The organism is Nonomuraea sp. NPDC005983, assembly GCF_040614375.1.
Taxonomy (GTDB): Bacteria; Actinomycetota; Actinomycetes; order Streptosporangiales; family Streptosporangiaceae; genus Nonomuraea.
Map to the genome: position 1 here is coordinate 11,553 of NZ_JBEXUP010000057.1, position 13,311 is coordinate 24,863.

Genomic DNA, 13,311 nt, shown 5'->3' on the forward strand with positions numbered 1-13,311 from the left:
CCGGCTACCGCATCACGTGCTGGCCGCCGCGCCGTCCAGGCCGGTCCGGACGCGGTTCTGCCTGGCCCGCACGCCGTACGGAGCGCAACATGATCGGCGCCAGCATCGCCATCAGGCACAGACCCGCGGCTGCCGCGATCATGGCGTAGTGCTGGCCCTGAGTGAAGGCCTCGCGGGCCGCGGCGGCCAGGGTGATGCCCGCCGGATCCGGCAGATGTCGCGCCGCTGCCAGAGCGGCGCCCAGGGTGTCCAGCGCCGATGCGGGAGCATCGGTGTCGCTGAGGTGTCCCCGGTAGACGGCGGTGCCGATGCTGCCCAGCAGGGAGATGCCGAGCGCGCCGCCGAACTCGGTGGCCACTTGTGACAGTCCTGCCACCGAGCCCGCTCGCTCCGGCGGAGCGGTGGCGATGATCAGGTCGGAGGAGACGGTCAGGACGAGGGTGACACCACCGGCCATCAGCATGATCCCGGCGATCAGCAGGCCGGCCTGGCCGGTCACGTCCAGCCTGGACAGCAGCGCGAACCCACCGGCGCCGACGAGCAGTCCGGCGCAGACGACCAGCCCGGGACGGATCTTGCGTACCAGGATGGGAGCCAGCCCCGCGGTGAGCATCGCCATACCCGCCGAGGGCAGCGCGTACAGGCCGGCGATGAGCGGCCGGGCACCCATGACCATCTGCAGGTACTGGGTGGTGAAGAGGCTGGAGCCGACCATGGCGAAGACGCCGAGGGTGTTGGCGCTGATGGCGGCGGTGAATGCGCGGCTGCTGAACAGGCGCACGTCCAGCATCGGATCGGGCATCGAGCGTTGGCGGCGTACGAAGGCGACCCCCAGCGCCAGGCCGGTCGCGATGGCCAGCACCGGCAGCCATCCGAAGCCTTCCTGGGCGATGTGCTGGATGCCGTAAATCGTGGGCAGGATCGCCGCCAGCGACAAGCCCACGCTGAGCAGGTCGAACCGGCTCGGGTGCGGGTCACGCGACTCAGGGAGCAGCAGCGGTGCCAGGATCAGCAGCAGCGCCATCACCGGCAGGTTGACCAGGAACACCGAACCCCACCAGAAGTGCTCCAGCAGCGCGCCGCCCATCAGCGGACCCAACATGGCGCCGCCGGCGAACGCGCCGGTCCAGATGGAGATGGCGATCCGGCGCTGGCCGTCGTCGTGGAACATGTTGCGGATCAGCGACAGTGTCGAGGGCATCAGCGTGGCTCCGCCCACCCCGAGCAGAGCTCGGGTGGCGATGAGCAGGTCCGCGTTGGGAGAGAAGGCGGCGACCGCAGAGGCGGCGCCGAACGCGGCCGCCCCGGCCATCAGCAGCCGTCGCCGTCCGACCCGGTCCCCCAGCGTGCCCATCGGCAGCAGGAGTCCGGCCAGCATGAACGGGTAGATGTCGATGATCCACAGCAGCTGGGAACCGCTCGGTGCCAGGCTGGCGCTGATGAACGGCAGCGCGTATGACAGCACGTGCAGGTCGACGGAGATCAGAAGCACTGGCAGGACCAGGACGGCCAGACCGATCCACTGCTTGCGTCCGGCTTTCATGGGCGGCCTTTCTTCCTGAGGGGAGCACCAGCGTGGTGCAGGTGACGAAGGGCTTCGCCGTGGGAGGCCACGAAACCGACTTCGTGGTACGGCAGGCCGAGCTGACGGCAGTAAGCCCGCACGATGGGTTGTGCCAGGCGCAGATTGGGGGTGGGCATGTTGGGGAACAGGTGGTGTTCGATCTGGTAGTTGAGCCCGCCCATGGCGATGTCGATGAACCGGCCGCCGCGCACGTTGCGGGTGGTGAGCACCTGCTTGCGCAGGAAGTCCAGAGTGGCCTCTCCGGTCAGCGTCGGCATGCCCTTGTGGCCAGGGGCGAAGACGCAGCCCATGTAGACCCCGAACAGCCCCTGGTGCACGGCGAAGAAGACCAGGGCCTTGCCCGGTGACAGCACCCAGGCCAGCGCGCCCAGGTAGAGGGCGAAGTGGGCGAGCAGCAGTGCGCCTTCCAGGAAGCGGTGTTTCATCCAGGGCTGCCGCAGCGCGCGTACGCCGCCCAGGTGCAGGTTGAGTCCCTCCAGCAGCAGCAGCGGATAGAACAGGAACGCCTGTCTGCCGCCGATGAGCCGGGCCAGCCCGCGGCTGTCGCGTGCCTGCTCCTGTGACCACACCAGGACGTCGGGCACGACGTCTGGATCGAGGTCCTCGTGGTTGGGGTTGGCGTGGTGGCGGGTGTGCTTGTTCATCCACCAGCCGTAGCTGAGGCCGATCCCGAGGTTGCCGCCGAGGCGTCCGAGGACCTCGCTCGGTCCTCGGACGAGGAAGATCTGCCTGTGTGCCAGGTCGTGCAGCACGAGGGCGACCTGGGCGAAGACGATCGCGAAGTAGGCGGCCAGCGGTGCCTGGAGCCAGGAGTCGCCGAGCCAGAAGAACAGCGCCAAGCCTGCCAGGTAGAGACCTGCCACTGCGCTGAGCCGTACCAGGTAGAAGCGGGGGCGGCGGTCGAGGAGCCCAGCCTGCCTGATGCGTCTGGACAGGTGGCTGAAGTCGCTCGCGGCCGTGCCCGTTGCGGTTGCTTGTGCCATGCCGCTGACCATACACGCGTTTGGAACGTCTGTACAAAACATATGTTTGTGACAGATGTTTGGATAAGGTGGCGGCATGAAAGAGCGAGACAAGCTGATCGACGGCGCCAAACGCTGCCTGCAGGAACGCGGCTACGCGCACACAACGGCCCGCGACATCGCCAGGGCCTCCGGCGCCAACCTGGCCTCCATCGGCTACCACTTCGGCTCAAAGGACGCGCTGCTGGTCGAGGCCATGATCGAGGCGACCACCGACTGGGCCGACAAGTTGCGCCAATCTCTGGCGGACGACCTGCCAAGCGAGGGGTACGAGACCCTGTGGCAGCGGGCGATCGAACTGCTCGACCTGCACCGCCCCGTCTTCGTGGCCAATATCGAGGTCTTCGCCCAGGCCGAGCGCCGACCACGGCTGCGACAAGCGCTGGCCGACGCCCAGGAGACCGCCCGCCTGGAACTGGCCCACTGGCTCGGCGAGGCGACGTTGCCCCAAGCGACGCAGCGGGCAGTCGGCGCCTTCTACCTGACCCTGCTGACGGGACTGATCATGCAGCGCCTCATCGATCCAGAACGCGCCCCCACCGCCGAAACGTTGACGAAGGCGCTGCACGCCGTCCGGGCACGTGCCATCCGATGACGGCGATGCCTCCGCTCACCCTGCGTCAAGGCCTGCTGATCGTGGATGCCGTGAACGGGCTGTGCGCATCCCGGAGGCCGATGATCGACCCAACGACGCTGGAGAAGCTGGCACCTTCGGCGGAGCAGCCATCGTCCGCGCCATCGCCATCGCCATCGCCATCGACGCCACGCTCACCGCGAACGCGCGGCCGCAGGGTGGCCTCTCGGTAGAGATCCACTTCCCGCTCATACCGTTCGCAATGCCACGGTAGGCGGCATCCGAGACGCTCGAACGGCCGGCATCAGGCCAGCGAACGCGCCGATCAGAATGGCCGAGGCGATGCCGCCCGACCACGCCTCGACGGAGATCACCACGGCCCAGCTCTTCGAGCTGGCGTACACGGCCGTTGCCGCGGCCCCGGCCAGCACGCCGACGACGCCGCCGATGACGGCGAGCAGGATCGACTCACCGAGGAACTGCGTCCGGATCTGGCCCTTCGTCGCACCAAGGGCGCGGCGGAGGCCGATCTCCGAGCGGCGTTCCAGAACCGATATGATCATGATGTTGGCGACACCGACGGCACCTACGATCAGTGCCACCACCCCGAGCCCGAGAAAGAGGCTGTCGAACGCCCCCGCCGCAGCGGCCCGGGCGGTGAGCGCGTCGGACGGCTGGCTTACCTTCACCTCGTTCGGTGCTTCAGGGTTGGCGGTCTGCGCGAGCACCGACTGCACCGCCGCCTCCTGACCGGTGGCGACGCGCACGTAGATCGAGCTCGGCGGGCCGGCCTTCCCCTCGCCGCGGACCATGCTGACGTAGCCGAGAAACTTCTGGGCTGCCGAATAACCGATCAAGGCGCTGTTGTCGATGTCGGGCTCCAGCGGTGAGGGCTTCAGAGTGCCCGCGACACTGAACCACTGGCCTCCCAGCCAGATCCGCTGATCGGGCTGGACCCGGTCGATGCCCAGCCGTTCCGCGGCGGCCGAACCGAGCACCGCGACCGGCCCGCGGGCCGTGCCCTCGTTGAGCCAGTTGCCGCGTGCGACGCCGGTGTTGAGCACGGACAGCAGGTTCAGGCTGGTGGCCCGCACCTGGAGGCCACCGGAGTTGCCCTCCGGGATCATCGAGCTCCGGTAGACCTTCTCGTCCTTCATCAGGCCGGTGTGTGCCAACAGTTGGACGTTGTCCAGGTGTGTGATCCGCGCCGGCGCTTCGAGGGGCAGCTTCGACTCCTGCCCGGTGAGACTCTGGCCGGCTTCGACGGTCAGCATGTTCGTGCCGAGCCGGTCGATCTCCGCGAGCAGCCCGGCCTGCGAGGAGGACGACAACCCGAGGACCCCCACGATCGCTGCCGTTCCGATCGCGATCCCGAGCGCGGACAGCGCGGCGCGCTGCGGCCGGGCGCGCAGCCCGACACTCGTCACCCGCAGCCCGTCCTTCAGCCCCAATCGTCCGCCCTTGCCACTCATAGCACCCCTCCCTTCGTCCCCGCACCGTCCATGGGTGCCACAAGGACGCCGATATCGGAGACCACCTGGCCGTCCAGCACCCGGATCTGGCGAGGCAGCTGATCGGCGAGGCCCGCATCGTGCGTGATCATGATGATGGTGGCGCCGGCGGCGTTGAGCTCGCGGATGAGCTCCATGATCGATGCGCCGGTGGTGCTGTCGAGGTTCCCGGTCGGTTCGTCGGCGAGAACGATCGCCGGACGCCCGACGAGGGCCCGGGCGATCGCAACCCGCTGCCGCTGCCCTCCGGAGAGCTTGGTGGGCTTGAATGTCGCGCGTTCGGAGAGGCCGACCCGTTCGAGCGCCTCATCCGCGCGCCTGTACCGCTCGGCGGCGGGGACGCCGGCGTAGAGCAGTCCGTCGGCGACGTTCTCGCGCACCGTGGCATGCTCGGCCAGGAAGAACTGCTGGAAGACGAACCCGATCTCCCGGGCCCGCAGCAGCGACAGGTCGCGGTCGCTCAGCCGCGCCGCGTCGACCCCACCGATCCGGACCACGCCACTGCTGGGCTGCTCCAGCGTCCCCATGACGTGCAGGAGCGTGGACTTGCCCGACCCGGAGGGCCCGACGATGGCCACCAGCTCGCCCCGCCGTACGGAGAAGGACACCCCCCGGAGGGCGGGCACCGGCGGCTGCTCGCCGTAGACCTTCGTCACCCCATCCAGTTCCAGAACTGATTCGCCACTCATAGCGACGGCACCACCACTTGATCGCCTTCGTCAAGATCGCCTTTGACCTCGACTCGTCCTTTTGCGGTGTCGAACAGGCCCAGTTCCACAGCGACCAGTTCGCGTCGCCCGCCGTCGCGCACGACCTCGACCGCGAATCCGCCGCCGGATCTCCCGACGAGCGCGGTGACCGGTACGCTCAGGGCGCTCTCCACCCCCTTGGCCGTGATTTCCACCTGGACCGGGGCCCTGTCGAGCCCGCGTGCCTCCTCTGGCTTGTCGAGCGTGATGTAGGTCGGGATGGTCGCGTCCCCGGCGTTGTCGTCCTTCCCAGCGGTCTGGGCGACTCTCGCGAGCCGGTCCACCTTTCCCGTCACCGACTTGTTGCCGGGCAGGGTGATCTGTGCACGGTCGCCCTTCTTCACCTCACCCTGCTGCGACGCCTCGAGGCCAACCTGCACCTCCAGCGTGTCGGATGTGGCCTGCGCGACCTGTGCACCCGGCTGGGCGGGTCCACCGAACTTGCCGGTCACCTTGGAGATCCGCACCGACTTGGGCAGGAAGACCGCATCATCGATATCAAGCTCTCCGGTCTCGTCAAGGCCCTTGTCGTCCTGGAGCTCCCTGAGAGCCTTCTCCGTCTTCCAGGTGAAAACGTTGTCGTCGGCGTCGGCGTCGTAGCCGAGTTTGCGCAGGTTCCAGTTGAGCTGACTGACGTCCTTGCCCTTATCGCCTCTGCCCAGGTCGCGGTAGGCCGGGACCGTGCCACACAGCAGCAGCACCGGGTCGTCGTCCACCCGATAGAACACGTCGCCGCAGTCGACCTTGTCGCCTTCATCGGGCAGCTTGGTGTATATCCCGCGGGCCTGGTTTATCGCTGAGAACGGCGAGCCGTCCGATCGCGCCTGATAGGTCAGAGTCCCATCTTGGGAGACCGTGGAAGAGAGCTTCCCCTTCTCCACCTTCACGGTGTTCGCCGGCGGCCCCTGTACGGCCGAAGTCGGTTGCTCAGCACTGGACGTGGCCAGGGTCGGGTAGACCGTGACGGCCACGGCGCCGGTGACCGCAACCAGGACGGCCGCTCCGGACAGCACCCAAGTCTTTCGCTTCACTGGCCCCCCAGTCCGCCCTGCAAGAGATCGCGGCACTTCTGCATGGCGGCCGTGAACCCCGGAATGCTCTGAGCATGCTGCAGATTGATGAGGGGCCCGTTCTCGGTGGGGTCCGGGAAGTCCTTCACGCCGTTCTCGCGCATGCACGCGGCGAACTTGAGGCGCGCCCCCATCTCCTGGGCGCTCGCCTTTCGGCCGCTCATGAAGCCCGGTGGCTGCAGGTCCTTACACGCGCCGATGGCCTTCTTCCACACCGCGGACCTCGGGTCCAACGACGAGCCCAGCTTTATCCCATAGGTGAACTCGCCCGACGCGTTCGGGTCCGGGAAGTCTCTGACGCTGTTCTCCCGCATGCACTCGGCGAACCTCACCGCCTTATCCCGATTGGTGGCGTTCTTGTTGCCGCCGCTGCCGCCGTTCTCGGCGGATGCGTTGGAACAGCCCGCGCCAATCAGGGCGACCATGGCAAGGGCGGCCAGCGGCCGTAGTTTTCTCCTCATGCTTTCTCCCCTCGTGTGGTGATGGGTGTAGCTCTTCTGCAGAGACTGGGTGAATCAGGCGGGTGCGGCGGCGGCCTTGCGCGTGGCCGGGCGCAGCGCCACGGGCCGCATGCCGACGCCCTTGCCGTCGAACCGGTGCCCGCCGCACCGTCACCGTGTCCACCACCGTGGCCGGCAATCGAGCGTGTCCCTTCTCCAGCCGCCCGGGCGGATGCTCGGCGGTAGGAGGTCGACGGATCTGGGCTGGGATATGCCGAGCGTGCTGGTCACTGCTGCATCCTCGGATCGTGCGTAGGGTCGGCATACATGGGCGGGCAGCTGTCATCGACGGCTTCGGGGCGCAGTTCGTAGTGCCAGGGTTCGTTGCTGTAGATCTGGCACAGCCCGTACTCGGCGCCGTGCTCGGACAGCCACGCCGCGGCATCGGAGGGCCCAATGTCGACCGCGTCCCCCGACACGTGAAGAGACTTGTCCGCGGTGGCCACCCATCGGGCAGCTTCCTCTTCTGAGCCGTACTCCGAGACCGCCTCGTGGAGTAGTTGTTCCTGGTACTCCGGGGAACGCCAGCCACTGTTGACGACGAACTCGACCCCGTCGTCCGCGGCATCAGTTGCAGCTTGGCGCAGGGCACCGAGCAGATCGGGGTCAAGGTTGGCCACGGCCGGAATTTCGTCAGCGAAGACCGTCACGCCGTCAGGGACGGCGCCATCTGCCTCGCCAAGTGCACCACGGCGGTCGCCGTGAAGAATGTCAATGGGTGATGCGGCCGAGGACGCCAGCGACTGGTGAACGACGACACCGACAAGCGCCACGCTGAGGACTACAAGGGCGGCGAGGATGGTCGATCGGTTACCGCGGGCTGCTGTTCGTGCTGGTCCGCTGTAGGTCATGCCTCCAGTCAAGGCAGCGTGGTGTTGCCAGCACGTATGTGGTTCTCGATATGCCGACGATATGCTCCGGCTCGTAGCCTCGAGAGTATGCGTGTGTTGATCGTCGAGGACGAACCCTTTCTGGCAGAGGCCATCCGCGATGGCCTACGCCTGGAAGCGATCGCCGCCGACCTCGCCGGTGACGGTGACACCGCTCTGGAACTGCTGAGCACCACCGCCTACGACATCGCCGTCCTCGACCGCGATATCCCCGGCCCCTCCGGCGACGAGATCGCCGAACGCATCGTCGCCTCCGGCAGCGGCATGCCCATCCTCATGCTCACCGCTGCCGACCGGCTCGACGACAAGGCCTCCGGGTTCGAACTCGGCGCCGACGACTACCTCACGAAGCCCTTCGCACTCAAAGAACTCGTGCTCCGTCTCAGAGCACTCGACCGCAGGCGCGCCCACAACAGACCACCCGTGCGAGAGATCGCCGGCCTGCGGCTGGATCCGTTCCGCCGCGAGGTCTACCGCGACGGGCGCTACGTCGCGCTCACCCGGAAACAGTTCGCCGTGCTCGAAGTCCTCGTCGCTGCCGAAGGCGGTGTCGTCAGCGCAGAAGACCTCTTGGAACGAGCGTGGGATGCGAACGCCGACCCGTTCACCAACGCCGTGCGCATCACGGTCTCGGCACTGCGCAAACGGCTCGGCGAACCCGGGATCATCGCCACCGTGGCCGGCGTCGGCTACCGCATCAGCACTCAACCAGACACCGGGCGCGAGGGAGGGAACCGTGGATAGACCCTCGGGTTTGAGCGTTCGCCTCAAACTCACCCTCAGCTACGCCGGCTTCCTCATGCTCGCAGGCGCCTTGCTCCTCGCCGCCCTGTTGGCCTACTTCCTGCAAGGCCTACCCGATGATGCGATCCACACCACCGGTGACTTGATAGTCAACCGCTCCGTCATCCTGCGTTCGTTCGCTCCGGTCGTGGCCATCGTGTCGGCGTTCCTGCTGATATTCGGTCTCCTGGGAGGATGGATTCTCGCCGGCCGCGTGCTCGCCCCGCTGACCCGCATCACGGACGCTACCCGCATGGCCGCGAACGGATCACTCTCCCACCGAATCCGGCTACCGGGCCGCAGAGACGAGTTCCGCGAACTCGCCGACGCCTTCGACACCATGCTCGTACGGCTCGAAGCACACGTCGCCGAACAGCAGAGATTCGCAGCCAACGCCTCCCACGAACTGCGCACCCCACTGGCGATCACGCAGACACTTCTCGACGTGGCCCGCAACGATCCGAGCCGCGACACCGGCGAACTTGTCGACCGTCTCCACGCCGTCAACACCCGAGCGATCGACCTCACTGAAGCATTGCTCCTGCTCAGCCGCGCCGACCAACGGTCCTTCACCCGACTAAACGTCGACCTGTCCCTCATCGCGGAAGAAGCCACCGAAACACTCCTCCCCCTCGCAGAAAAGCGCGGCCTCACCATTGAGACCACCGGCGACATGACCCCCACCATCGGCTCACGCGAGCTCCTGCTGCAGATGACGACGAACCTCGTGCACAACGCGATCGTCCACAACCTGCCTGAACGGGGCACCGTGTGGGTCACGACCAACGTTCGCCCCAAGACTGTGGTGCTCACTGTCGAGAACACCGGCGAGAGGCTCGCCCCACAGTTAGTTTCCACGCTCGTCGAGCCGTTTCAGCGCGGCACCGAACGCATACGCACCGACCACGCAGGTGTCGGCCTCGGCCTGGCAATCGTCAAAAGCATCACCCAAGCACACAACGGAACCCTCACCCTCACTCCCCGCCCCGCCGGCGGGCTCCGCGTCACGGTGCAACTACCGCTTGCGCGGTTGCCCATGATCGGGCCGGCACCTTGGCCCAGTCCACCTTGATCACTCCGTGACGTGGAGGGTGAGCCGGTGGACCAACTCGCCGTCGTTCGTGAGCAGGAGCAGGCCCTCGGTGTCGGGTGTCGGGTGTCGGCGTCGAGCGGCCGACGTGGAAAGCCGCTCCTTCCGGTCGTCGACGTATCGGACCAGGCCGGGGGTGGTCGGGATCCGCTTCCCGTCGACGTGATCCGTCCTGCCGGGCGTCGCTGGGAGGACGAGCCCGCGTGGCCGGGCCCGGTCAGGTGAAGCGGCGGTACGTGACGGGGCCCCCGTTGCTCGCGACCGAGGACTCCTTGACCACGTCGCCGGGGCGCGGGGCGTGGATCATCTGGCCGTCGCCGACGTAGATGCCCACATGATGGGCGGGCTGGCCGAAGAAGACGAGGTCGCCGACCTGCGGCTGGCCCGTGACGGCCTCGCCGCTGGCCTGGTACACCTCGGCGGTGGCGTCGCCGATCTTGATACCGGCTTGGTTCATCGCGTAGTACACGAGGCCGCTGCAGTCGAAGGACGACGGCCCGTTGGAGCCCCAGATGTACGGCTTGCCGAGGTGCTGCCGGGCGGCGGCGACGATGTCGGCCCCGGTGCCGTTGCCCGTCACGAACGGCACCGGCGTCGCGGCGCCGCCACCCGAGAACGCCGTGGACGTACCGGACCCGCCTGCGGAACTCGAGTAGGACGCGGGCGACGCACCGGAGCCGCCGCCGTTGGCGCTCGCCAGCGTGGTGGTCGCCCACGAGGGGACAGGGGTCGGCTGCCAGTTGGTCATGCCGAACGCGTCGTCGCTCGCCTGCTTGATGCCCTTGAACGTCACCTGCTTCGCCGTGATCTTCTTCCTGATCGTGTCTTCGGCCTCGCCGACGAGCCTGTTCGCGGTCGCGAGGTGGGTCTCGGCGTCCTTGACGGCCTTGCCGACCACGGGCGCGATCGCCTCGTCGAAGTCCTCGTCGGACGCCTCGGGGTTCGCCTTCCGGAACGAGCGGACCCGCTCCAGCACGCCCTCGCAGAGCCCGTTGACCTTGGAGTGGGTCGTCTCCATCACCTCCGCGACGGAGTCGAGGGTGCCCGCACAGCCGGTGAGGACGTCGTGAAGGGCCTCGCCGGCGACGTGGTAGCGGCGCATGTACTTCGTGAATTCGTCGGCCGAGGCGCCCTCCCAGCCGGTGTTGATGTTCTTGACCGCGGTGTCGAGCCGGCCGGTGCCGGTGTTGACCGTACCGGCGGTGCCGCGCCAGCGCTTGGCAAGGTCGCGGATGGTGCTGGGGCTGCCGCTGACCGTCTGCAGGATGCCGGCCAGCCTGTCGCCGCCGCCGGGCAGCCCGTTCACGGTCTCGGTCGCGCCCATCAGGCCGCCCCCACTTCGCTGGCCTTGTTCGCCTTGCGGACGTTGATCTGTACCTCCTCAAGGCCCGCCTTGACGCCGTCGAGCCGGCGGTGGGCATACTCGAGGTCGTCGCTCGTGATGGTCTCGACCCGGTCGAGCAGAGTGGCCAGCGCGGACGCGCTGTCGAGCTTGCCGAACATCAGGGAGTCGGCTGCCGCGGCCGGATAGCCACCCGCAGCCTCGTAGTAGTCCTTGGACAGCTCACGCGTGACCGTCTGACCGTCGTCGAGCGCTTGGAACTGAAGATCGAGCCCCGCCATCAACACCGCCCACCGGATCGCCATGGCGCCCGTACTGACACATCCGTAACGGACGCGATCATTGTATGCGTCCGTCACTTTACTCGGATCTCGGATCCTCGACCTTGTGGCGACCCCGCCGACACTCTGGCCCGGCTGCGCGAGATCAAGCGCCGGCGCGATCCCTACGGCACCTTCCGCGCCAACTTCCCCATCCTGGACTGACAGAGCCGGAACCACCCAGATGGAATGAGAGGGCGGCAGTGGCGCCGCCCTCTCATCGGTCAGGAGCTCTCAGTTCAGCCGGGAGATGCGTCCGAGTGCGGGCACCTGCAGGGGGGTGTTGGCGCGGATGTAGGACTCGAACGCCTCGATGTCGCGGACCTTCTCCACCCGCTCGGTGCCCTCGGTCAGGACGCTGAACCCGTCGCCGCCGTTGGCGATGAAGGAGTTGGCCGTCAGGCGGTACTTGCCGGCGGGGTCGACCACGGCGCCGTTGAGCTTGATGGTCGCCGGGTCGATCTTGTCGCAGGCCGGTTTGGCGTTGTCGTAGGTGTAGGTGAGGCCCTTGGACACGCCGAGGACGCGGGCGGTGCCCTGGCCGCACCACTGCTGCTCCAGCAGCCTTTCCACCTGGGTTCCCGTCAGGGTCATGGTGACCAGCATGTTGCTGAACGGCTGCACCCGCAGCGCCTGACCGTGGGTGACCAGGTTCGGCATGTTGTTGCCGTACGGCTGGACGAGAAGGTCACCGGCGATGCCTCCGCCGTACGGGGGCTGGATGGCGATCTGGGCGCCGCCCTTGTCGGCCGGTGACGTGGCGAAGAGCCGGGCGTCGGCCAGGGCGTGGCCGATCGTGGACTCGCCCGCGGTGTTCCTGACCTGGGTGAGGTCGCGGCTGAGCAGGCCGACGGGCCGATCAAGCAGGCGCTGGCCGATCTCGTCCGCCTTGCGGCGCAGCGCGGCGATCTCCGCGTCGGGCTTGATGTCGTGGGTGACGGTGATGTTCTCAGCCGCGGACGACGTCGGATTGCCGGTGGCGGGGTCGATCGTGAGTTTGATCCGGGTGAGTTCGCGCGTGTGACCCGAGGTCTGCGTGACGGGGATGCCGTTGATCGTGCAGATGTAGGGGTTGTGCGTGTGGCCGGAGATCACCGCGTCGACCTCGGGGTCGAGCTTGGCGACGATGTCCTTGATCGCACCGCTCAGGTTGTTGCACTGATTGGGCAGGCCGCCGCCGCTCTGCCCGCCACCCTGGTGGATCAGGACGACGATGGTGCGCACGCCCTTGGCCTTGAGCTCGGCGACGTAGGCGTTGGCCGTCTCGGCCTCGTCCTTGATGTCCAGCGGTGTGGTCGGGCCGGGGGCCTCGCGCAGCGCGTTCTTGTAGTCGAGCCCGATGACGCCGACCTTGACGCCCTTCAGCTCCTTGACGATGTAGGGCGCGAAGGCGGGTTTGCCCGTCGTGGTGTCGACCACGTTGGCACCCAGGTAGGGGAACGACGCGCCCTTGAAGCCGGGGAGAGCGCAGCCGTCGATGGGGTGGCAGCCGCCCTTCTCCATGCGGCGCAGTTCGGTCAGTCCCTCGTCGAACTCGTGGTTGCCGAGGCTGGAGGCGTCCAGGCGCATCTTCGACAGAGCCTCGATGGCGGCCTCGTCGTGGATCGCGGTGGCGTTGAGCGTGCTGGAGGAGATGTTGTCTCCGGCGGACAGCCGCAGCGTGCCGTCGGGGTTCTCCTTCTGCAGGCGGTCGAGGTGAGCGGCCAGGTACTCCGCGCCCCCTGCCTCCACCGGGCCGGACGGGGTCATGCCGAAGCTGGAGGGGAAGCCGGAGTGGAAGTCGTTGATCGCGAGTAACTGGATGTCGACCGCGTCGGCCCTGGCCGGAAGCAGTGCGGTGCCGCCGAGCACGAGCGCGGCGAGAAGGTTGCGCAT

The 13,311-nt window shown here is 67.6% G+C and carries 14 protein-coding genes; 3 read left to right on the forward strand and 11 right to left on the reverse strand.

All coding sequences use genetic code 11. From position 1 onward, the window contains the following. Positions 1–4 precede the first annotated feature (4 nt). Together ABZ297_RS24250 and ABZ297_RS24255 are read right to left on the reverse strand one after the other, a co-directional pair. Entirely contained in the window at positions 5–1,543 is a 1,539-nt protein-coding gene (locus ABZ297_RS24250) for an MFS transporter (RefSeq protein WP_355350236.1), read from the reverse strand. After that, a complete protein-coding gene (locus ABZ297_RS24255; protein WP_355350239.1) occupies positions 1,540–2,568 on the reverse strand; it encodes an acyl-CoA desaturase in 1,029 nt (342 codons plus the stop codon). The genes ABZ297_RS24250 and ABZ297_RS24255 overlap by 4 nt, the downstream gene beginning before the upstream one ends. A 76-nt stretch (positions 2,569–2,644) precedes the next feature. Here ABZ297_RS24255 and ABZ297_RS24260 point away from each other — a divergent pair, with 76 nt between their 5' ends. Further along, the gene (locus ABZ297_RS24260; protein ID WP_355350242.1) at positions 2,645–3,202 is read left to right on the forward strand and encodes a TetR family transcriptional regulator; all 558 of its coding nucleotides are present in this window, start codon (positions 2,645–2,647) and stop codon (positions 3,200–3,202) included. A 25-nt stretch (positions 3,203–3,227) separates the two neighbouring features. On the opposite strand, the gene ABZ297_RS24265 is transcribed toward ABZ297_RS24260, so the two are convergent. From ABZ297_RS24265 to ABZ297_RS24290, 6 genes are all read right to left on the reverse strand, one after another. Then, entirely contained in the window at positions 3,228–3,422 is a 195-nt protein-coding gene (locus tag ABZ297_RS24265) for a hypothetical protein (RefSeq protein ID WP_355350245.1), read from the reverse strand. 7 nt (positions 3,423–3,429) lie between these two features. Then, positions 3,430–4,653, reverse strand: a complete 1,224-nt coding sequence (locus ABZ297_RS24270; RefSeq protein ID WP_355350248.1) for an ABC transporter permease — start codon at positions 4,651–4,653, stop codon at positions 3,430–3,432. Then, positions 4,650–5,381 carry an ABC transporter ATP-binding protein gene (locus ABZ297_RS24275; RefSeq protein ID WP_355350250.1) on the reverse strand — a complete coding sequence of 244 codons (732 nt, stop codon included), beginning with the start codon at positions 5,379–5,381 and terminating at the stop codon, positions 4,650–4,652. The genes ABZ297_RS24270 and ABZ297_RS24275 overlap by 4 nt, the downstream gene beginning before the upstream one ends. Continuing rightward, entirely contained in the window at positions 5,378–6,454 is a 1,077-nt protein-coding gene (locus ABZ297_RS24280) for an efflux RND transporter periplasmic adaptor subunit (RefSeq protein ID WP_355350253.1), read from the reverse strand. Before ABZ297_RS24280 ends, ABZ297_RS24275 begins: the two co-directional genes overlap by 4 nt. A gap of 14 nt (positions 6,455–6,468) precedes the next feature. Continuing rightward, complete coding sequence (locus tag ABZ297_RS24285; RefSeq protein WP_355350256.1) at positions 6,469–6,972, reverse strand: hypothetical protein; 504 nt, start codon at positions 6,970–6,972, stop codon at positions 6,469–6,471. Between the two features lie 266 nt (positions 6,973–7,238). After that, positions 7,239–7,862, reverse strand: a complete 624-nt coding sequence (locus ABZ297_RS24290) for a M15 family metallopeptidase (protein ID WP_355350259.1) — start codon at positions 7,860–7,862, stop codon at positions 7,239–7,241. Positions 7,863–7,949: 87 nt separating this feature from the next. Between ABZ297_RS24290 and ABZ297_RS24295 the strand changes: the two genes are divergently transcribed. Further along, complete coding sequence (locus ABZ297_RS24295) at positions 7,950–8,645, forward strand: response regulator transcription factor (RefSeq protein ID WP_355350262.1); 696 nt, start codon at positions 7,950–7,952, stop codon at positions 8,643–8,645. Positions 8,646–8,655: 10 nt separating this feature from the next. Beyond that, positions 8,656–9,756, forward strand: a complete 1,101-nt coding sequence (locus ABZ297_RS24300; protein ID WP_355350265.1) for a HAMP domain-containing sensor histidine kinase — start codon at positions 8,656–8,658, stop codon at positions 9,754–9,756. A gap of 235 nt (positions 9,757–9,991) precedes the next feature. Here the strand turns inward: ABZ297_RS24300 and ABZ297_RS24305 are convergent, their stop codons facing one another. The 3 genes from ABZ297_RS24305 to ABZ297_RS24315 all read right to left on the reverse strand — a co-directional run bounded on the left by ABZ297_RS24305 (position 9,992) and on the right by ABZ297_RS24315 (position 13,311). Further along, positions 9,992–11,098 (reverse strand): WXG100 family type VII secretion target, encoded by a 1,107-nt coding sequence (locus ABZ297_RS24305; protein ID WP_355350268.1) that lies wholly within the window; start codon positions 11,096–11,098, stop codon positions 9,992–9,994. After that, positions 11,098–11,421 carry a hypothetical protein gene (locus ABZ297_RS24310; RefSeq protein ID WP_355350271.1) on the reverse strand — a complete coding sequence of 108 codons (324 nt, stop codon included), beginning with the start codon at positions 11,419–11,421 and terminating at the stop codon, positions 11,098–11,100. The genes ABZ297_RS24305 and ABZ297_RS24310 overlap by 1 nt, the downstream gene beginning before the upstream one ends. A gap of 249 nt (positions 11,422–11,670) precedes the next feature. After that, on the reverse strand, positions 11,671–13,311 hold the full coding sequence (locus tag ABZ297_RS24315; protein ID WP_355350274.1) for a bifunctional metallophosphatase/5'-nucleotidase: 1,641 nt from the start codon (positions 13,309–13,311) through the stop codon (positions 11,671–11,673).